Here is an 18,745-nt window from a genome sequence, read left to right as displayed (position 1 = left end):
CACATCACGAATGACACAGCGCGCGTCTACAACGTTTTGGCGACGAGTTCTTCGTTCGCCTTCGGCGGTACCGGCGCGCGCCGACTAAACAACCGGGCAGCTTCGCCCACGATCCCGCGCCGGAACACAAGCACACAAACCATAAAGATCGCGCCCTGAATAACCGTCACCCACGCGCCCAGCGCCGCCAGGTAATTCTCCATCGCCGCCGCGACGACCGCGCCAACGATCGGCCCAGAGAACGTGCCCACGCCGCCCAGAATCGCCATCAGGATCGCGAGTCCTGACATCGACCAGTGAACGTTGTTGAGCGACGCCAGCTGGAACACCAATGAATCGAGCGAACCGGCCACACCCGCCATCGTCGCTGACAGGACGAACGTGAGCAGCTTGAAGTAATGCGTCTCGTAGCCCAGCGAGATTGCACGCTGCTCGTTCTCCCGGATGCCTTTCAGCACGTTACCGAAAGGCGAATGAATTGCGCGATAGATGACCCACAGGCCACCCACGCAGATGACGAACACGAAGTAGTACAGCGCCGTGGTGTTGCTGAGGTCAATCCTCCCAAACAGCATGCCGCGCGGCACATCCTGGATGCCCTCGTCGGCATGCGTGAACGGCGCCTGCAACGAAAAGAAGTAGACAAGCTGTGCGAGCGCAAGCGTCACCATCGAGAAATAGATGCCCTGCCGGCGAATTGAGACGAAGCCGAACGCCAGTCCCATCATCGCTGCAACGGCCGCGCCGGCCAGCACGCCGAGCAACGGGTCGAAGCCGTACTCCTTCATGCAATGCGCGGTCACATAGCCGGCGAACCCGTAGAAAGCCGCATGACCGAACGACAACATGCCGCCGTAGCCAAGCAACAGGTTGAACGCGCTGGCAAACAGTCCGAAGCACAGCACCTTCATCAGGAACACCGGATAGATGAGCGCAGGCGCCACAAGGCCGAGTGCGAGCAGAAGCAGGATCAACACGCGCGTTGTGGCCGGCGAGAAAAACGGCCGCGTCGGTTCGCAGTGCACCGCCTGCCCCTGGCTGGTCAGCAACGCGTTACCGAAGAGCCCTGCCGGTCGCACCAGCAGCACGACGACCATGATGAGGAACACGACCGTAGTTGAGGCCTGGGGGTAAAAGACCCGCGTCAGGCCTTCGGCCACACCGAGTGCGAATCCCGAGATGATGGCCCCCATGATCGATCCCATCCCACCTATCACGACGATCGCGAATACGACAATGATGACGTCCGAGCCCATCTGCGCGTTGGCCTGGTAAATCGGCGCCGCCATCACGCCCGCGAGTGCCGCGAGGCCCACGCCGAACCCGTAGGTCAGTGTAACTAGGCGCGGCACATTGATGCCGAACGCGCGGGTCAGCCTCGGATTCTCGGTCGCCGCCCGCAGGTGCGCGCCGAGCGATGTACGCTCGATCACGTACCACGTCGCGAGGCAGACCGACAGCGCCGCACCGATCACCCACACGCGGTAAGCGGGAAGAAAGATGAAGCCAAGATTCCACGCTGCGCCAAGCGAAGGCGGTATCGGATAGGGAACACCCGTCGAGCCGAACTTGTAGCGTACGAGTCCCTCGATCACAAGCGACATACCAAACGTGAGCAACATGCCGTACAGGTGATTGAGCCGATACATGCGCTTGAGGAGCGTGCGTTCGAGCACGATGCCGAATGCGCCGACCAGAACGGGAGCGATGACTAGCGTGGGCCAGTACCCGAGGCCGAATGTGTCGAGCAGTACATAGGCGCCTAGCGCCCCCAGCATGTACTGCGCGCCATGCGCAAAGTTCACGATCCCGAGCAAGCCGAAGATCACCGCAAGGCCGAGACTAAGCATTGCGTAAAAACCACCGTTGATGAGACCAATCAGCAACTGTCCGAAAAACGCCGCGGGCGGCGGCAAAGCCTGGAGTAACGAGTCCATCTTCTGCTCCTAGTCCGTATCAAATGTCTTGCGATGCCGGGGCTCGCCGCCCTCAAACCGACAGGTATTGATTGACACGCTGGCTACTGCTGTCGAAAGCGGCGCGCGGGATCATGTCGACCACGCGGCCATGCTCGACGATGTAGTGGCGATCTGCGACGCCCGCTGCGAAGTGAGCGTTCTGCTCGACCAGCAAGATGGTGAAACCGCGTTGTTTGAGGGTGCCGATAAGCGTCCCGATCTGCTCGACAATGACGGGGGCGAGACCCTCAGTTGGCTCGTCGAGCAACAACAACCGCGCTCCGGTGCGAAGGATGCGGGCGATCGCGAGCATCTGCAGTTCGCCGCCGGACATGCAGGTCCCCTGGCTCTGACGGCGCTCGTACAGGTTCGGGAAGATCTGGTATATCTCGTCGACCGGCATGCCCCCGTCGGCCACCACCGGCGGCAGCAGCAGGTTTTCCCCGACTGTCAGGCTGGCATAGATCCCCCGCTCCTCCGGACAATAGGCAATGCCCAGCTTCGCAATCCGTTCAGAAGGCAGCGTCGTGCATTCGCGGCCGCCGAACCGGATTTCACCGTCACGACGGTCGACGATGCCCATGATGGCCTTGAGCGTCGTCGATTTGCCTGCGCCGTTGCGGCCAAGCAGCGTGACAACCTCGCCACGTCCGATCTCAAAGTTCATGCCATGCAACACCTGTGATTCGCCATACCAGGCACGCAGGTTCCGTATTGTCAGCAGAACGTCGTCAGTCTTGATGCGCGTCGTATCGTCAGTCATGGGCGGCCCCCATGTAAGCGGCGCGAACGTCGGGATCTTTCGATACCTCAGCGTATGCCCCCTCGGCCAGCACCTTGCCACGCGCCATCACGGTGATCCGGTTCGACAATGCCTGGACCACGGACAGGTTGTGCTCGACCATCAGCACCGTATAGCGTTCACCGACTTTGGCGATCAGGTTCGAGACGGTGCCGATGTCTTCCCGGCCGAGGCCGGCCATCGGCTCGTCGAGCAGTAGCAACTCCGGCTCGAGCGACAGCGTTGTGGCGATTTCAAGCGCGCGCCGGCGGCCATACGACAGGTCGGCCGCTACCGCGTGCGTGTAGTCGGCAAGACCCACTGCAGCGATCAATTCTTCGGCGCGTTCGTTGAGTACGTCGAGGCTGCGTTCGTTGCGCCAGAAATGGAACGCCGTGCCGAGCTTGCGTTGTAGGGCAAGACGCAGGTTGTCAAGCACCGTCAGGTGCGGAAAGATCGCCGAGATCTGGAACGAACGCACCATACCGATACGGGCAACCTCGGCAGACCGCGCATGCGTAATGTCGTTGTCGCGATAGCTGATGGTGCCCGCGGTCGGTTGCAGGAACTTTGTCAGCAGGTTGAATACTGTCGTCTTGCCGGCCCCATTGGGTCCGATCAGCGCATGAATGTGGCCGCGTTCAATACGCAGATCCACGCCTCCCACAGCAAGGTGGCCGCCGAATTGCTTGACGAGCCCCCGTGCTTCGAGAATGTACTGACTCATGAAATTACCTCTATGTCGTAGCGTGAGCCGGATGCGCCAGGAGAAAGCGTTGACGTAAGCCCCGAAATCACTTTTTCACCAACGGGCATTCGCTACGCGCTAGCGGCGAGTACGCTTCCTCGGGCGGCACGACGGCAAGCAGCTCGGCATAGTCGAATACCGATTTCGATTGCGACGGTGCCTTCACTCTCGCGAGGTACATCGGACGGATCAATTCGGTGTCAGCGCGGATATGGCCGTTCTTGACAGCGAACGAGTTGACCGGTATGGCTTTCATCGCCGGCACGACAACCGTGGCGTCGTCGCTTTTCGTCTGCTGGACTGCCTTGAGGTAATGAGTGACGGCCTCATACTCGGCAACGTGCGAAAACGCGGGCACGACGCCCGTTCTCGCCATGAAACGCTTCGACCAGGCGAGTGCATCGGCATTCATCTCCGGATAGAACGGGGTGGCAAATACAATGCCGGCCGCCTGGTCAAGCCCCATCGCCTTGATGTCCGTCGCGAACAGCCCCCCGTTTGCGACCAGCGTGACGCCGCCCTGTGTCATGCCGAACTGGTGCGCCGCCTTGACGACGTTGACCATGTCAGTGCCGCCGAAGCCAACCGCAAGACTGGTAGGTCGCAACGCCTGCGCCTGCAACACAAATGACGACACGTCGCCTGCATTAACCGGCACACGCACTTCACCCGCGAGGCGCCCACCGCCGCTCTTGATGCCCTCGATCGCGGCGTTGTAGGCAGGCGCACCGGCGGCGGTGTCCTGCACCATGACGTACCACGCCTTGCCAAGCTTCTGGCTCACATAGCGAGTGGACGGGACACCGAGCGCGTAGAAATCGGGCGACCAGTGAATGCTATTCGGCAGGCACACCTTGCCGTTCAGATCAGAGGTCTGGGCGATCGTGTAGACCACAGTGCGCGTTGGACGCGTCTTCGCAATCGCCGAGGCAGCCATCGCGACGGACGAACCCGCGAGACTGAATACGGCGGCAATGTTGTCGCGATCGAACCACTGCGTCAGGATTGCCGAGCCTACGGCAGGTTTCATTTGGTGGTCGGCCGTCACCAGTTCGATCTTGCGGCCGTTGACCGTGCCGCCGAAATCCTCGATCGCCATCTGCGCGGCGGCCACAGAGTACTTACCGGCCAGGTCGCTATAGGCCGACGACATGTCGGTCAGCACGCCGATCTTCAGCGGGCCATTCGACTGGGCGGCAGCGGGCCATGCCGCGGTCAAGGCTGCAGACACCATCAGCGGTATCGCACAAGACCTACCGATGCTCGTAAGGAAATGGGGGAAGTTCATGACTGCGTCTCCAGTTGATTTTATGTCTGGTTGTCGTTTATGCAATTATTTCGACATACCCGTCAAAACGTCAAGCGAGCGATGGTCCGTTTTTACCCTGATGCCCGAAGGGTTAACGTGAGGGGTCGACGTTAAAGGCTAGCTTCAAGGGTTAACTTGTATGTTTGTTTTTTGACGTAATCGTAGAATTCACGCAATGCTTACTTGGTCGTCTATCTACAGGAGAAATGTTTCATGCCCTATGCCATGCTCACTTTTGACAAACCCGGCAGCGGCGCGCTGCGCACTGAACTGCGGCCACAACATGTCGCCTACCTGAGCGAGCGAAAACATCTGATGCTCGCGGGTGGCGCCATGCTCGATCCAGAGGGCGTGCCGCACGGCGGCATCATCATCATCGATACTGACGACAGGTCCGTTGCCGAGGCATTCGCCGCCGGTGATCCTTTCAACAAAGGCGGTCTGTTTCAGGAGGTGAAAGTCGTGCAGTGGCGCAAGTCGTTCTTCAATTTCGAGAACTGCATGTAAGCGCGATTCGGAGCGGCCTGAAGGCCACTGCGCCGGCACCATCGGTGAAAAAGGCCGTTTGCGGGGGACGCAAACGGCCTTTTCACTGTCAGTCGTCGATCCCGGCAAGATGTCGACCGACGATATAGCCAAACGTCATCGCTGGCCCGAGGGTTGATCCGCCACCCGGATAGCTGCCGCCGAAGATGCTCGCCATGTCGTTCCCTACGGCGTACAACCCCGCAATCGGCTGGCGCTGCTCGTCGAGCACACGCCCCTGGGTATCGGTGCGCAGGCCGCCAAACGTGCCGATATCGCCGGGCATCAACCGCACGGCGTAGTACGGCCCTTTGTCGAGCGGTCCAATGCATGGGTTCGGCGTATGCAGCGGATCGCCCTGGAAGCGATCGTAGGCAGCCTCCCCCTTGTGGAACTCCGGATCGCGACCGTCGCGCGCGTGCAGATTGAATTGCTGAATCGCCTGCGCGAGGCCACCGGCTTCGATCCCCGCACGTTTCGCCAATGTCTCGATGGTCGCGCCGCGCAACAGATAACCGGAGCGCAGGTAGGGACTGAGCGGCACAGGGAACGGTTTGGCAAACCCAAGGCCGTATTTGCGCACCGCCCGGTGATCGGCGACAAGAAAAACAGCCTGACGCTGCCCGGGCGCCTCGCCGATCATGGCGGCGCCGAAATCGTGATAGTTGGCACCTTCATTGGTAAAGCGCCGGCCGTCAGCGCGCACCGCGATGATGCCGGGTTTGCCGCGATCCAGAATATGCGTGATGGCGGTTTCCCGGCCATTGCCAAGTGGAACACGCGATACCGGCATCCACGAGCCGAGGTGCGGGTACGTCATATTGGTGGCGGCGCCAATCGACTCCGCGAGGCGCAGGCCGTCGCCGGTGTTGGTGGCCGGCGCCATCGTGATGTGTTCCGCCGAACTGGGCGCGTGTGGAAACACAGCCTCGCGGCGTGCGAGATCGCCGGGAAAACCTCCCGTCGCGAGAACGACGCCGCGGGTCGCCCGGACCCGCTTCACCTGCCCTTCGTGCGTGGTCACGGCACCATAGACGCGGCCGCCCTCGTCGAGCAGATCTGTCACGGGCGTACTTAACCAGATCGGGATGTCGAGTTGGACCGCCGACTTGTACAGGCGCGCGGCCAGTGCGGCACCGTTGAAGAGCTTCATGCTGCGCCCGTGAAGCAGCAGGTCCCGGCCATATTTGACAAGGCGTTTGGCCGTGTACCAGGCCGAATTCACCGAATACAGCGCATTCAGAAAGTGCCGCATGTCCGGCCCGGAGCCAAAGGTGAGGCCGACAAAGGTCATGCCGCGAATCGGCGGGCTCAGCAATGCTGCGTGAGGGCCCAGTTCATTGGCGTCGTACGGTTCAGTGCAGATCGGTCTGCCGCCGTGAGAAGCGCCGGGCGTCTCCGCATGATAGTCGGGAAAAGCCGCTCCGAGCGTGAACCTGACCTCCGTCTCTCGCTCGAAAAACTCAACCATGGCCGGCGCGCGCCTGAGGAAAGCATCGACGCGCGGCCCGTCGAAGTGCCTTCCGGCTTCGCGCTCGACGTAGTCGCGGGCCGCCTCCACCGTGTCTTCAATGCCGGCTCTGCGTGCTAGCGGATTGTTCGGCACCCATAGCCAGCCACCCGATAGCGCTGTGCTGCCGCCGAATACGGGCTGTTTTTCGACCACTATGACGTTCAGCCCCTGCTTCTTTGCCGTGATTGCCGTCGCCAGACCGCCCGCGCCGGTGCCGACCACCAGCACGTCGCATGTCACGTTCTCCATGTCGCTCATGTCTTCCTCCGTTTGTCTGAATGCGTTGTCGGCGTGCGGAAGATTCGCGGGATCACCTTGACTCAATGATCGCGCGAACTCGGTCGTTGCATCGCTCGTCGTTTGACACATTAGACGAACTATTGACATTAGAGTCAACACAAAGTTAAATGAGTACATCCTGCCTATCGCGGCCGAACCAGGCGTGACGCGGACGCGGTCTGTCACTCCCCTTTGAAAGGCGACAAGCATGTCCACGACAGAAACCACAGTGAAAGAGGCGCCCAGCGCTGCAGGCGAGGCGCTGCGTTCCATGGAAAGCGCATGGAATGCTGCGGCGCTGCATTGGGACGTCGACGGCCTGACCGCGCTGTATAGCGACGACGCCACGATGTTCGCGGGTCGGCCCGGCATGGCCACCGGCACGCAAGGTGTGCGCGGATACTTCGCGTCGTACATCGGCATGCTGAGTTCGACGCAGCTCGAACTCGTCGACCAGGTGATCACCGAGCTCGGCCCCGACGCGTTTCTCGCTCAAGGTTACGGCAACTTCCGCTTTACGCTCGCCAGTGGCAAACCGTCGGCTGCCACCTTACGCACCACGTGGCTTCTTGTGCGGCGCAGCGGACGATGGTTGATTGCTCATCATCATTTTTCCGCCACCCCTGAGGTGCCACCTGTACCGCAATGACGCTTGTTTGTATCCACCACAGTTAGCGAGAAGAGAGGTTCTGACATGCTCCGGCTTAACGACAGGGTAGCGATCATCACGGGCGCCGCAATCGGCATTGGCCGCAGCGCCGCGCAGTTGTTTGCTCGTGAAGGCGCAAGCGTCGTGGTGGCCGATATCGACGCCGCTGCGGCTGCGGCCGTCGCGACGGGCATTCGGGAAGACGGCGGCAAGGCAATCGCGATAACGACCGACGTCACGCAAAGCGATAGTGTCGCTGCCATGATCGAGGCAACCTTGGCCGAGTTTGGCAAACTCGACATCCTCTATAACAACGCGGGTGGCTCGACGCCGCGCGACAACACGGTAGTTGACGCTGATCTGGAAGAGTTCTGGCGCGTCATTAAAGTTGACTTGTGGGGCACCTTCCTTGGCTGCCGCTTCGCGATTCCGCATATGCGCAAGAATGGCGGCGGAGCGATCGTCAACATGGTATCCAATGTCGCGCTGATTGGGGTGCCCGGCGTGGACTGCTACACGTCGGCCAAGGGCGGGGTCGCCGCGTTGACGCGCTCCCTTGCCGTGACCTACGCGGCCGACCGGATTCGTGTCAACGCAATCGCTCCCTCCACTACGCTTTCGCCACGGGTTATCGAACGCCTGCGGGTGAGTCAGGGCATGCGCGAGCTCAACGCGAAGAATCTGCTCGGCGCAGCGGAACCCATCGATATCGCCTACGCTGCGCTGTTTCTGTCCTCCGACGAAGCACGTGTCACCACCGGATCGATCTTCCTCGCGGAGAGCGGCACGACCGTCTCGTAACCAATCGAGACGACGACCGACGCAGACCTACTTCGAGCCCGACGACTGTTTCTGCGCAACGCCCGTTTGCGAAGAGCCGTTAATCGATGTGCCATAGCTCATGCCGGCGACGGAACCCTGAACGGCGTTGTCACGCGCAGCAACCGTGGCTTCGGCAACCTGCAGATCCGCAGGGTAACGGGAGTCGTGATTGGCACCAGGGTCATAGCCAGTCTGTTCGAGCTGACGCAATTCCGCGCGGACCTGATCGCGGGTCAAGGCCGACGTCGTCTGGGCGAACGCTACAGTCGGAACAATTAGGACAGCGGCAAGGGCTACGGCAACAATTCGATTCGCGTTCGCTTTCACAACGCTACCTCCGGGATAGTCTGGCGTTCTACGGGATCCGCGATGTGCGGGAGTGAGTGAAGTCAGTCTAGCCGTCGTCCTGTCCCGTAAAAAACGTCATTTCGAACACACACACTTCCTGATTTGATAAAAGTCCGGCGGATCAGCAAACGGTATACAGTGACCCCGTCTATCACACTGGACTCGCAAGGTGCGCCAATGCTTGATCTCAATGACTTCCGGTATTTCGTTCGTATCGTGGAGTGCGGGGGACTCACCGCCGCCAGCCGCAATCTGAACGTGCCGAAGTCGACGGTAAGCCATCGTCTCCAGCAACTCGAGGCTGCCCTCGGCGTACGGCTCGTCAACCGGTCCTCACGCAGAATCAGCATGACCGATGCGGGCGACGTGTTCTACCGGCATGCAATTGCGATGCTGGAACGTGCGGACTTCGCCGAAAGCGCCTTGCGCGAGCGCCTTGCCGAGCCGAGCGGCACGATCCGCTTCACCACCGCGGTGGCGACCTCACTATTCGCCATGCGGCAGATACTCCCTGATTTCATTCAACGCTATCCGAAGATCAATGTGATCCAGTACATCAGCGACGAACAGGTCGATATCGCAGGCGGAAACTATGACCTCGCGCTGCGCTCACACACCGGTCCGCTGTCCGACTCGACACTCGTGCAGCGCACGCTGGCACCGGCGCCCTGGTTCCTGTTCGCCTCCCCCAGCTACGTCGAGCACCACGGCATGCCGCTCGCGCCGGAAAGCCTCGCCGGACATGACACGCTGGTCATGTTGAGGCACAACAGTCCCATGACCTGGAAGCTCAAGCACCCATCGCACGGAGAAATAGTTGTGCCGCTCAAACCCCGTCTGGCCGGCAATGACATCGTTACCCTCAAGCAGGCCGCGCAGAACGGCCTCGGCATCGTTGCCTTGCCCGCCTATGTCTGCAACGAAGACATGCGATCCGGCGCACTTCAGCGGGTCTTGCCCGACTGGCTGGCCGGCGAAGCCAGTATCACGGCGGTCATCCCGTTTCGCCATGGCATGCTGCCCTCCGTTCGCGCATTTCTAGACTTTCTGGCCGAGCGCATCCCACTAGTCGTCGCGTAAAGTCGCATCGTCCATCTCATTGGACATGGGGTCCAGGCAAGTCATCTTGTTGTCTCGCTGAAGCGGGCCCATCCTGAGCACACAGCCGGTCGATATCGATTGATCGGCTCACCGAGCGCTTGAAGCGCCGCAAACGTGTTCAGGAGTACAACAATGAAGATGTCCAGACGTGAAGTCCTCATTACAGGCGCTGCAGCGGCAGTTGCCGCAGTCGGTACGGTTACCGGTACCACATCAGCCTTGGGGGTGGAAAAGCAATCTGGAAACACCGGGTCTGGTCGACTGTCAAAATCCACGAAGTATTTCGATATCCTGATCGTTGGTGGAGGCTCGGCTGGTGCCGTCCTCGCGACGCGCCTGAGCGCAGACTCGCGGCGCCGCGTTCTGCTGCTGGAAGCGGGACCGAACTTCGCGCCGAACGACTACCCACAAGTACTGAAGGACGCCAATATCGTCGCGGGCTCGCCAGCCTATGACTGGCACTACCACACCGATGACGCCGCCAGTCTCGGCCACAACATACCTGTGCCCCGAGGCCGCGTGGTCGGCGGCAGCTCGGCGGTCAATGCCGCCGTCGCAATTCGCGCCCGGCAGGCCGATTTCGCGCGCTGGGCCAAACGCGGCATCGAAGGATGGTCGTGGGAGGACGTGCTGGCCGCCTACAAGTCGATGGAAAACACGCCCTCCGGAGACGACGCCTGGCACGGACGTAACGGGCCATTTCCGATCCGGCAGCGTACCGCCGCGGAGAACACACCGTCGATGCGAGCTTTCGTTGACGGCGCGCAAACGCTGGGGCTGAAGCACGTATCGGACTTCAATGGCGCGGACCAGCACGGTGCCGGCCCCTACACGCTCAACGTCGTCGATGGCGTGCGCATCAATACGGGCATGGCCTATCTCACGGCCGCCGTGCGTGCACGTCCGAATCTGACGATCCAGGGCGGTGCCGAAGTGGATCGCGTGGTTTTCGAAGGTAAGCGTGCCGTGGGCATCAAATTGGTCGACGGTCACGTTCTGTCCGCGGGTGAAGTTATTCTCGCGTCGGGGGCTTTCGGCAGCCCGGCGATTCTCATGCGCTCGGGCATTGGGCCTGCTGCGCACCTCTCCGAATTCGGCATTGCAACCGTCGCCGACCTGCCGGTGGGCAACCGCCTGCAGGATCATCCGTTCTTCTACAACGTTTACGCACTCAAGCGCGAATCAAACGCCATGCAGCCCGCTGCCGGCGCGCTGGTATGGACGCGCTCGCAGAGCGCGGCGCCCGGCGATCTCGACCTGCAGATATCGGGCACGCATCTTATCGACCCAAAGGTCAGCCCCACCGGTGGTGCGATCGTTCTGGCGTGTGCGGTGACGCTGCCGAAGTCGATTGGTCAGTTGCGGCTCTCGAGCCGCGACCCACGCGCCGCACCGGACATTCGCTACAACTTCTTCGATGACAAGAACGATCTCGAACGGCTGGTCGAGGCCGTGCAACTGTCCCGCCAGATTGGCCGTTCCGCACCCTTCCTGGACGTAATCGACCATGAGATGGCGCCGGGCAACACCATCGACGACAAAGCGCTCAGGGCAAACATCGTTTCGAACGTCGCGGCTTATCTGCACCCTACCTCGACCGTGCCAATGGGCACCGAAGCCGATCCGACCGCCGTGGTCGACGGGTGGGGCAAGGTGCGCGGCGTCGAAGCGCTGCGGGTCGTCGATGCATCGATTATTCCCGACATCCCGTCAGCCCCGACGAACGTCACGACCATCATGGTGGCCGAACGCATCGCGGCAAAACTTTCCGCTTGAATCTGCGCTGCGGCGACACGTCATGTGTGCTGCATTTAACGGCTGCATAAACCTGTCCGAAAGACGGACTTCTCAACAACCTGATTTGCAGACGGCTTCATATTACTTTTCAGTACATGGAGATCAGTCTGAATAACTATCCTTTGGAGAAGCAAGAATGACTGGCACAGCATTGCTGACGCCCACACACGTGTGGAATGAAAAAATCTACAGCAACGGATGGAAGCACCCAGGCCTCGGCACCGAGGATGTGACGGAAAAAGCCACGGGCGCAAAGCTCGGCACGATCGGCATCGCGTCCGCCGAGGACATCGCGGCTGCCGCCGCATCGGCACGCGAGGCGCAAAAGGCTTGGGCCAAACTGGCAGGGCCGCAGCGTGGCGATGTGCTAAGGGAGGCTGCCCGCCTCGTGCTGTCGCACGCCGACGAGCTGGCCGAACAGCTGGTCCGCGAGACCGGTTCGATTCGCGCCAAAGCACAGTGGGAGGTGCACGTCACCGCACGCGAGCTTCTGGAGGCAGCCGCGCTCGGGAGCCAGCCCATAGGCATCCTGACCCAAACGATGGAGGCGGGCTTTCAGAGCATCGCCCGGCGTATTCCGCTCGGCGTGATCGGCATTATTACGCCGTGGAACTCGCCCTTCATCCTGGGCGTGCGGGCGATCGCCCCGGCACTAGCGATGGGCAACGCCGTCTTGCTGAAGCCCGACGTGCAATCGCCGATTATCGGCGGCGTGGCTTTTGCCAGGGTATTTGAAGAAGCTGGCTTACCCAAAGGATTGTTCCACGTGCTGCCGGGCGCTGCGGAGACCGGTGCCGCACTGGTCAAAGAACCGCTTATCAATATGGTCAGCTTTACGGGTTCCAGCCGTGTCGGCCGCGAAGTCGGCTCGGTCGCCAGCGGACAGCTTAAGCGCGTATCACTGGAATTGGGCGGCAACAATCCCTTCATCGTGCTCGACGATGCAGATATCGAGGCGGCAGCGAGTGCTGGCGCATGGGGCTCCTTCTTCCACCAAGGCCAGATCTGTCTCACCACCGGCCGTCACCTGGTACACGAGGACATTGCCGAAGCCTACGTCGAAGCCCTGGTGAAAAAGGCCAAGGCACTCGTCGTCGGCAATCCCCTCGACGCAAAGGTCCAGGTCGGGCCGATCATCAACGAACGCCAGGCCGCCAATGCCGAGCGGATCGTCTCGCAGACAGTGGCCGAGGGAGCGAAGCTTCTGACGGGTGGCTCACGCTATGGACTGTTCTTCGAGCCGACCGTTATCACCGAAGTGACAGCCGGCATGGCTGCCTTCGACGAGGAAATCTTCGGGCCGGTGGCGGCGATCACGACCTTCCGCACCGACGAGGAGGCCATTGCTCTGGCCAATGCGACCGAGTACGGCCTGTCGGCGGCGGTGGTTTCCCCCGACCTGGCCCGCGCCCAACGCGTCGCCGATGCGCTGCATTCCGGAGTGGTCCACATCAACGATCAGACCGTGGTGCATGGGATTTATGGCCCGATTGGCGGCCTCGGCATTTCCGGCAACGGCTTCGGCCACGGCGCGTCCAGCAATGCCGACCAGTTCAGCGAGTGGCAATGGATCACAGTGCGCTCGCAGCTCCCCAACTACCCGTTCTGATCCATGTCGACGGAGAAGTCGCACCCTTGGCTTTTCCGTCACTCACCCAATCATTCTTCAAGCACACGGAGCGATTTATGAGCGCGGCTCGTCGCATTGATGTTCACCAGCACGTCGTCCCGCCCTTCTGGGCGGACGAGCTTCCATCAAATGGCGGCGATCAGTCAGGCACCGTCATTCCTCGATGGTCGCCACAAAGCGCTGTCGACATGATGGATTCCCAACAGATCGCTACTGGCATCCTGTCCTTGACGGCGCCAAGCGTCGCAGCGTGGAAGCCAGCAGAGCGCCGGACGATGGCCCGACGCGTAAACGAATACACGGCGGACCTCGTCGTCAAGCGACCCGCTCGTTTCGGGCACTTCGCGACACTTCCTCTCCCTGACGTCGATGGCGCGCTTCACGAGATTGAATACGCACTAGACGAGCTTCGAGCCGACGGTGTGGTCCTGCTGTCGAACTACGAGGGGAAATATCTTGCGGATCCGACTTTTGAACCGCTTTGGGCTGAGCTCGACCGCCGCAGCGCAGTTGTTTTCATGCACCCTGGTTTACCGCAGATTCCGGGACTCGACGCTGTCGCCGCCCCTATGGTCGATTACCCGTTCGACACGACGCGCGCTGCCGTACAACTCGTGCAGAACGGAATCATCGACCGATACCCACACGTCCGTATCATTCTCGCGCACGCGGGCGGGTTCCTTCCATACGCATCACATCGCTTCGCCCAACTCGCTCGAGTCTTCCGACCCGACGCCGATAGTCCGGACGATATCCTCGCGAAATTCAGGCATTTCTATTTCGACACCGCATTGTCGGCGAGTCCAGTCGCGCTACCGGCACTCAAGGCCTTCACCGGAACCGAGAGGATTCTCTTCGGCAGCGATTTCCCGTATGTCTCAGCAGATATCGCTGGCACCTTCACTGCGCAGCTTGACGCCTACGAGGATTTCACTGTCGCCGAGCTCAAATCGGTTAACCACGGCAATGCCTGGACATTATTTCCCCGCCTCGCGCCGCAAGACGACAAGGCTGCTTGAATTGCCGCGTGTGGCCTGACAGTGGAGGTCGCCAAGGAGAGCGTTCTATTTGGTGGGGTCAGGCGCTGAGTTGGAGGGTTGCGTCGTTGGTGGTAAAGCCGGGGTACCACCGTTCGAAGTCATGGCGAAGACGGCCGTCGATGACGCGGATTCGCACCTGAAGCAGAAGGTGTGCACTCTGCGGCGACCAACGCATTTGCTGCGATTTCGACATGCGCTTGTCGATGATCTGGTCGACGGAGTCGGGTAACGATTCGGCGTTGTTCTTCAAGTATTGGAGCAACCCGGCGGCGAGCTTGTGGGCTCGAGTCACCAAGGCCTTGCCCGCCAAAGAAGGCCGCGCGAGCCGGCTTAGCAAGGACTCGAGCCGGGCGATGGCCGTGACGGGGCGGCCGTGCCACAGGCGCCACTTGATCGAATCGACCCACTCCGATAGCCGGGCGTGCTCTCGTGAGGGCAACTGTGCTGCGGCTTCCTTGCTGCACACGACGTTGCTCAACACGGTCAGGCGCCGCGTCAGGTGATACCAGTCCAGCACATGTGTCGCCCTGGGCAGTACCGACAGCTGCAGGTCACGCAAGCGGCTGTCGCCATCGGTGAAGACCACCAGGTTATCGCTGGTCTTGCCCTGTTCGGCAACGGCTCGCTGTACCCGCGTACGCGAGTGCTGGTCGACGGTGCGCACAAAGCCCACGCTGCTCTGCGCTCCGTCGTCGGCCAGTAGCCGTCCAGCAATGATCTCGAAGGAGTGCCCTGCAGCGGGGTCGCAATGGCGAACATAGCCACCGTCCAGGCCTACTATCGTGACGTGAGACTGGGGCGTGCGAGGACCTGGCGGTTTCACGGGCGCAGCCGTCAGCTCCGATTCCAGGCGTTGTCCGACGTGCAAGGTGCGAGCGCGCACTGTGCTGGCACTGTTGCCCGCCCCAATGGGCAAGAGCTTGCTCAGGAGTTCCGCGCTGCGCGCGTAGGGCAACACTGCGGCAAGTTCGCTCTGGACGCATTCGAGTTCCGGTGCGATCCAGCGCTGCCGCAGCGTGGCATTGCCGGAGCCTTGTACCGGCGAGTCCAGGGCGCATTGGCATTTGCGCAACCGCGGCAGCCGGAGTTCGACATCGCCGAACAGACTCCGGAACCGCGCCCCATGGAAATCCTTGATGACCCGCTTCGTGCCGCACTGCCCGCAGTGCCGACGCTGTTGCGTCGTTGCCTCGAACTGCCGGGTGACGACTTCATGCTGAAGCTGCGCCAACAATTGTTTGCTCTCGCACAGGCTGAGCCCCAACGTCGCCAGTTCGCTGACGTCAGGACGCGCCATCTGCGCAAGCGGCACGTTGGTGATTTCGCCGCCGCCGCTGTCTACGGCCAGGATCAGTTCGAACTTCATGCGCAATCTCCGTCGCTCAACCCGGACGGAATTATCCAGCACCGCTCAAAATGCCCCGCTGTGGCGACCGGCGCGCGCCACCCCACCAAATAGAACGCTCGCGATGGCGATAATGGCCATTCCGCAATGACCGCCCGAACGAATTGGACAGGCGCTATTGATAAAGGTTGTGCGATGCCTGCCCTAAGCCGAATGCATGTGAGCGCGCCGGTGAGCCAGCGTGCAGGCGTCGCACAAGCCTCGATGGAGGAAACCTGATCAAAGTCCTTAAAGCGGAGCATAGGGCCCAAGCGCAGCTTCTATGAGCTCATGCATTCCGTTCTGATGCAGCCAGATTGGATCTGCATTTCGTCGGATGAATTCATCGACGTCGATGCCATCAATTCTCTCTGGTCGCCTAACTCGCACTTGTTTGCCATTCATAAATACAAACATGAACTTCCTTTTCCGTTCCTCTTTCGCGGCCTTTTGACCAGGTGTGAGCTTCTTCTTTTGTTTCGCCATTTTTGCAATGATCCTCAATCGGCCAACGCGGAATTAAGTGGGCCACATCGGCGTCGCTAGAACGCCGCGTGGTCCCCAATCTTGGATACATATTATTCCGACTTCTAAGGCCGTCAAAGGCTGCTTTGGAGCAAATTTGGGGCGAGGCTCGAACGTCTGGAGTTGGCCGAGCGGAGACGTTGCCGCGGCGCGGCGCAGGTGCGGCGCAAGACGGAAGACCATTGGCGCCATGACAGAGCGCCGGGAAAATCTTCATTAGGCTGACCGCAGCTGCCAGTTGCCTGCCGTTGACATCCAGATCGCCGCCGCGGCGATAACCGACACGTCAACGCACCGTACCGCGAGGATCGTCCTCAACGTCCGATCAAACCTTCCTGCCTCATCCAGATCAAGGTATCGGCAAGCAGCGAGTCCAGAGGACTTTCAACATAGCCCAGCTCGCAGATCGTCGCGCGGCTCATCGCGAAAAGTGCGGGGGCAGGTTGCCCTTCCGCTCGCGCCAGAAAAACCGGCCTGACGGTAATGCACAATTCTGTCTGGCGCGAAAAAACGGCACACCGGCGAATGCCGGTCGGAGTGGCAGCGTCAAGCACCGGCGCGCCTCTTATGCGCATCAGCATCGAGCGCCTGCTCGGCCGCATCGCCCGCGAGCCCCTTGTGGTAGACCTGCACGCCGATGGCAAGCGAATCATTGCGGATCTCCTGAAGCAGACGCCACGCTTTTGCGGGATTGCGAAACAGCAGATAGTGCGTTTCCTCGGCGATGAGGCGGGCGACTTGATGCATGCCGTGGCGGTTCAGCGCCGCAACCAGCGCATCGAGGCTCACGTGCGTGCGCGCGTCGGTGCGGGGATACAGGATATGCAGGACGGTGACAGCCTGCTGGGCCAGCTCGGCAGACAGGCTTGTGACGATGTCCTTGTGCGTGATGGATGTGGCGACGCGCTCGGTGCCATCGACGGCGTCGACAAACAGCGATTCGATATCAAACGTCATGTGATTTTTCCTCTGCTTCGTTAATGGAGGACGTGTTCCGTTCTTCTTGAGGCGCGCGGCGAAAAGTTGCGGATGCCTCTTAAACCAGGTGTGAATCAACAGGCGCTGAAACTGGACGACAATTTCGTCCTGCCCGTCCGGCGTTGCCGTGCGCACGTATCTGCACGATCGCGAGTCGCGTGGTGCGGCGGATGTCGGTGTACGGAAGAATGTCGCGGTCGACGATATCAACGATGCGCATGGTGTCGTAAAAGTTTTGCACGCCGGGCCGTGTGGGTCGTTTCCCCTGTGGCCTCCGCTCCCGGTCCGGAGGGTGATCCCGAATCGTCCGCACCGATCGTCGGGACGAAGCTGGCCTTGATCGCCGGAACGGCCACTTGCGCGAGTCGATAAGCGGCTTCGACTCGCGCAATCGACTGATTCCCCATCTGCGCGTGCCCGTCAGTCAACGTATCGTTGTAATCGAGCCACCAGGTATTCGATAGCGACGCGTGTGGATTTGCATTCGCCCATTGCCAATCGACGCCCTCCTTGAAGCTTGTGGGGATATCGATTGTCGGCTTGGGGTAGTCTGGCCCCAACGCGCAACCTATCCATGACACGCCGGAAAGCGCGCCGGCGGCGTCGCGGCGCGTCATTGCGCAAGCTGCAAGGAACGTTCATCTTTAACCTGTTGGTAAGGGTCGCCCGAAGGGCGAGTTGGCGCGACCGGCGAGTCCGGGCGCGACGACGATGCCCGGTGAGCCGCCGTCGGCCCTTATCGCCGATGCAAACACGAGCCGCGAGGAAGTGTCATGGACACTCGTCGACGAGCGAGCCCGCGTTCGCCGTCATGCGTTTTCGACTGATAGCGTCGTATCTTTCGGGACGAATGTAAAATAGATTAATTTGACTTATTGATCATTTAATCTGATCGGATTGCGGAACACCATGGGTCTTCGCCAGCTACGCTATTTCGTTGCCGTCGCAGAAGAAGAGCATTTCGGACGCGCGGCCAAACGCCTCCACATCGTGCAGCCCGCGTTGAGCATGCAGATTCGCTCACTGGAGGCAAAACTGGGCGGGCCGCTTTTCCAGCGCACCAGCAGGCGCGTGGTGCTGACTGAGGCTGGCAGCATTTTGCTCGCGGATGCGCGGCGTCTGCTCGCGCAAGCAGACCGGGTGCGTTCGGATGTCCGGCGTTCGCTAAAGGGCGAAATCGGCAGTGTGCGAATCGGCTTTGTCGGATCCACTATCTTCGGCGGTGAACTGATCGACGACTTGCGTCTGAGTGGCGTCGATCGCCAAGTCACTGTTGACCCAGCCGTTCGACATGCTCGCGACGGTCAGATATGGCTGCGCCAGATTGCCGAGCACGGCGCTCACATTGGCGCCCGGCC

Annotated in this window: 18 protein-coding genes and 1 pseudogene; 8 read left to right on the top strand and 11 right to left on the bottom strand. The window is 61.0% G+C overall.

Going from position 1 to position 18,745, the window contains the following annotated elements:
* Positions 1 to 26: 26 nt before the first annotated feature.
* From P3T23_RS26830 to P3T23_RS26815, 4 genes are all read right to left on the bottom strand, one after another.
* A complete protein-coding gene (locus P3T23_RS26830) occupies positions 27 to 1,937 on the bottom strand; it encodes an ABC transporter permease (RefSeq protein ID WP_429319121.1) in 1,911 nt (636 codons plus the stop codon).
* A gap of 52 nt (positions 1,938 to 1,989) precedes the next feature.
* Positions 1,990 to 2,721: an ABC transporter ATP-binding protein gene (locus P3T23_RS26825; protein WP_408182552.1), complete on the bottom strand. Its 732-nt coding sequence runs from the start codon at positions 2,719 to 2,721 to the stop codon at positions 1,990 to 1,992.
* The gene (locus P3T23_RS26820) at positions 2,714 to 3,466 is read right to left on the bottom strand and encodes an ABC transporter ATP-binding protein (protein WP_429319120.1); all 753 of its coding nucleotides are present in this window, start codon (positions 3,464 to 3,466) and stop codon (positions 2,714 to 2,716) included. The genes P3T23_RS26825 and P3T23_RS26820 overlap by 8 nt, the downstream gene beginning before the upstream one ends.
* A gap of 67 nt (positions 3,467 to 3,533) precedes the next feature.
* Positions 3,534 to 4,775 (bottom strand): ABC transporter substrate-binding protein, encoded by a 1,242-nt coding sequence (locus P3T23_RS26815; protein ID WP_429319119.1) that lies wholly within the window; start codon positions 4,773 to 4,775, stop codon positions 3,534 to 3,536.
* Between the two features lie 234 nt (positions 4,776 to 5,009).
* Here P3T23_RS26815 and P3T23_RS26810 point away from each other — a divergent pair, with 234 nt between their 5' ends.
* Positions 5,010 to 5,303, top strand: coding sequence for a YciI family protein (locus P3T23_RS26810; RefSeq protein ID WP_408182548.1), 294 nt, complete (start codon positions 5,010 to 5,012; stop codon positions 5,301 to 5,303).
* A gap of 88 nt (positions 5,304 to 5,391) precedes the next feature.
* On the opposite strand, the gene P3T23_RS26805 is transcribed toward P3T23_RS26810, so the two are convergent.
* Positions 5,392 to 7,092, bottom strand: a complete 1,701-nt coding sequence (locus P3T23_RS26805; RefSeq protein ID WP_429319118.1) for an FAD-dependent oxidoreductase — start codon at positions 7,090 to 7,092, stop codon at positions 5,392 to 5,394.
* A 229-nt stretch (positions 7,093 to 7,321) separates the two neighbouring features.
* Between P3T23_RS26805 and P3T23_RS26800 the strand changes: the two genes are divergently transcribed.
* Together P3T23_RS26800 and P3T23_RS26795 are read left to right on the top strand one after the other, a co-directional pair.
* Positions 7,322 to 7,762, top strand: a complete 441-nt coding sequence (locus tag P3T23_RS26800; RefSeq protein WP_429319117.1) for a YybH family protein — start codon at positions 7,322 to 7,324, stop codon at positions 7,760 to 7,762.
* Positions 7,763 to 7,807: 45 nt separating this feature from the next.
* Positions 7,808 to 8,563 (top strand): SDR family NAD(P)-dependent oxidoreductase, encoded by a 756-nt coding sequence (locus tag P3T23_RS26795; RefSeq protein ID WP_429319116.1) that lies wholly within the window; start codon positions 7,808 to 7,810, stop codon positions 8,561 to 8,563.
* A 27-nt stretch (positions 8,564 to 8,590) separates the two neighbouring features.
* Here the strand turns inward: P3T23_RS26795 and P3T23_RS26790 are convergent, their stop codons facing one another.
* Positions 8,591 to 8,911: a DUF4148 domain-containing protein gene (locus P3T23_RS26790; RefSeq protein WP_429319115.1), complete on the bottom strand. Its 321-nt coding sequence runs from the start codon at positions 8,909 to 8,911 to the stop codon at positions 8,591 to 8,593.
* Between the two features lie 198 nt (positions 8,912 to 9,109).
* Here P3T23_RS26790 and P3T23_RS26785 point away from each other — a divergent pair, with 198 nt between their 5' ends.
* The 4 genes from P3T23_RS26785 (at position 9,110) to P3T23_RS26770 (ending at position 14,479) form a co-directional block, all read left to right on the top strand.
* Complete coding sequence (locus P3T23_RS26785) at positions 9,110 to 10,012, top strand: LysR substrate-binding domain-containing protein (RefSeq protein WP_429319114.1); 903 nt, start codon at positions 9,110 to 9,112, stop codon at positions 10,010 to 10,012.
* A 153-nt stretch (positions 10,013 to 10,165) separates the two neighbouring features.
* On the top strand, positions 10,166 to 11,809 hold the full coding sequence (locus P3T23_RS26780) for a GMC family oxidoreductase (RefSeq protein ID WP_429319113.1): 1,644 nt from the start codon (positions 10,166 to 10,168) through the stop codon (positions 11,807 to 11,809).
* 157 nt (positions 11,810 to 11,966) lie between these two features.
* The gene (locus P3T23_RS26775) at positions 11,967 to 13,439 is read left to right on the top strand and encodes a benzaldehyde dehydrogenase (RefSeq protein WP_429319112.1); all 1,473 of its coding nucleotides are present in this window, start codon (positions 11,967 to 11,969) and stop codon (positions 13,437 to 13,439) included.
* A gap of 77 nt (positions 13,440 to 13,516) precedes the next feature.
* Positions 13,517 to 14,479 (top strand): amidohydrolase family protein, encoded by a 963-nt coding sequence (locus P3T23_RS26770; RefSeq protein WP_429319111.1) that lies wholly within the window; start codon positions 13,517 to 13,519, stop codon positions 14,477 to 14,479.
* A gap of 58 nt (positions 14,480 to 14,537) precedes the next feature.
* On the opposite strand, the gene P3T23_RS26765 is transcribed toward P3T23_RS26770, so the two are convergent.
* The 4 genes from P3T23_RS26765 to P3T23_RS26750 all read right to left on the bottom strand — a co-directional run bounded on the left by P3T23_RS26765 (position 14,538) and on the right by P3T23_RS26750 (position 18,004).
* Complete coding sequence (locus tag P3T23_RS26765) at positions 14,538 to 15,866, bottom strand: hypothetical protein (protein WP_429319110.1); 1,329 nt, start codon at positions 15,864 to 15,866, stop codon at positions 14,538 to 14,540.
* 267 nt (positions 15,867 to 16,133) lie between these two features.
* Positions 16,134 to 16,370 carry a hypothetical protein gene (locus tag P3T23_RS26760; RefSeq protein WP_429319109.1) on the bottom strand — a complete coding sequence of 79 codons (237 nt, stop codon included), beginning with the start codon at positions 16,368 to 16,370 and terminating at the stop codon, positions 16,134 to 16,136.
* 585 nt (positions 16,371 to 16,955) lie between these two features.
* Positions 16,956 to 17,366 (bottom strand): hypothetical protein, encoded by a 411-nt coding sequence (locus P3T23_RS26755; protein ID WP_429319108.1) that lies wholly within the window; start codon positions 17,364 to 17,366, stop codon positions 16,956 to 16,958.
* 227 nt (positions 17,367 to 17,593) lie between these two features.
* Complete coding sequence (locus tag P3T23_RS26750) at positions 17,594 to 18,004, bottom strand: hypothetical protein (RefSeq protein ID WP_429319107.1); 411 nt, start codon at positions 18,002 to 18,004, stop codon at positions 17,594 to 17,596.
* A gap of 292 nt (positions 18,005 to 18,296) precedes the next feature.
* Here P3T23_RS26750 and P3T23_RS26745 point away from each other — a divergent pair.
* Positions 18,297 to 18,419: pseudogene (locus P3T23_RS26745) on the top strand (helix-turn-helix domain-containing protein); the annotation flags it as partial.
* A gap of 132 nt (positions 18,420 to 18,551) precedes the next feature.
* Here the strand turns inward: P3T23_RS26745 and P3T23_RS26740 are convergent.
* A complete protein-coding gene (locus P3T23_RS26740) occupies positions 18,552 to 18,722 on the bottom strand; it encodes a hypothetical protein (RefSeq protein WP_429319176.1) in 171 nt (56 codons plus the stop codon).
* Positions 18,723 to 18,745: the final 23 nt, after the last annotated feature.

It is taken from the genome of Paraburkholderia sp. GAS448 (genome assembly GCF_050435685.1).
GTDB lineage: Bacteria > Pseudomonadota > Gammaproteobacteria > Burkholderiales > Burkholderiaceae > Paraburkholderia.
The sequence above is the reverse complement of the archived record's forward strand: the minus strand, read 5'-3'. Positions and strand labels throughout refer to the sequence as shown.

Excerpts from the sequence above, each read along its gene's own strand:
- P3T23_RS26830 (WP_429319121.1), bottom strand. The coding sequence starts at position 1,937 with ATGGACTCGTTACTCCAGGCTTTGCCGCCGCCCGCGGCGTTTTTCGGA.
- P3T23_RS26825 (WP_408182552.1), bottom strand. The coding sequence starts at position 2,721 with ATGACTGACGATACGACGCGCATCAAGACTGACGACGTTCTGCTGACA.
- P3T23_RS26820 (WP_429319120.1), bottom strand. The coding sequence starts at position 3,466 with ATGAGTCAGTACATTCTCGAAGCACGGGGGCTCGTCAAGCAATTCGGC.
- P3T23_RS26815 (WP_429319119.1), bottom strand. The coding sequence starts at position 4,775 with ATGAACTTCCCCCATTTCCTTACGAGCATCGGTAGGTCTTGTGCGATA.
- P3T23_RS26810 (WP_408182548.1), top strand. The coding sequence starts at position 5,010 with ATGCCCTATGCCATGCTCACTTTTGACAAACCCGGCAGCGGCGCGCTG.
- P3T23_RS26805 (WP_429319118.1), bottom strand. The coding sequence starts at position 7,092 with ATGAGCGACATGGAGAACGTGACATGCGACGTGCTGGTGGTCGGCACC.
- P3T23_RS26800 (WP_429319117.1), top strand. The coding sequence starts at position 7,322 with ATGTCCACGACAGAAACCACAGTGAAAGAGGCGCCCAGCGCTGCAGGC.
- P3T23_RS26795 (WP_429319116.1), top strand. The coding sequence starts at position 7,808 with ATGCTCCGGCTTAACGACAGGGTAGCGATCATCACGGGCGCCGCAATC.
- P3T23_RS26785 (WP_429319114.1), top strand. The coding sequence starts at position 9,110 with ATGCTTGATCTCAATGACTTCCGGTATTTCGTTCGTATCGTGGAGTGC.
- P3T23_RS26780 (WP_429319113.1), top strand. The coding sequence starts at position 10,166 with ATGAAGATGTCCAGACGTGAAGTCCTCATTACAGGCGCTGCAGCGGCA.
- P3T23_RS26775 (WP_429319112.1), top strand. The coding sequence starts at position 11,967 with ATGACTGGCACAGCATTGCTGACGCCCACACACGTGTGGAATGAAAAA.
- P3T23_RS26770 (WP_429319111.1), top strand. The coding sequence starts at position 13,517 with ATGAGCGCGGCTCGTCGCATTGATGTTCACCAGCACGTCGTCCCGCCC.
- P3T23_RS26765 (WP_429319110.1), bottom strand. The coding sequence starts at position 15,866 with ATGAAGTTCGAACTGATCCTGGCCGTAGACAGCGGCGGCGGCGAAATC.
- P3T23_RS26760 (WP_429319109.1), bottom strand. The coding sequence starts at position 16,370 with ATGGCGAAACAAAAGAAGAAGCTCACACCTGGTCAAAAGGCCGCGAAA.
- P3T23_RS26755 (WP_429319108.1), bottom strand. The coding sequence starts at position 17,366 with ATGACGTTTGATATCGAATCGCTGTTTGTCGACGCCGTCGATGGCACC.
- P3T23_RS26750 (WP_429319107.1), bottom strand. The coding sequence starts at position 18,004 with ATGACGCGCCGCGACGCCGCCGGCGCGCTTTCCGGCGTGTCATGGATA.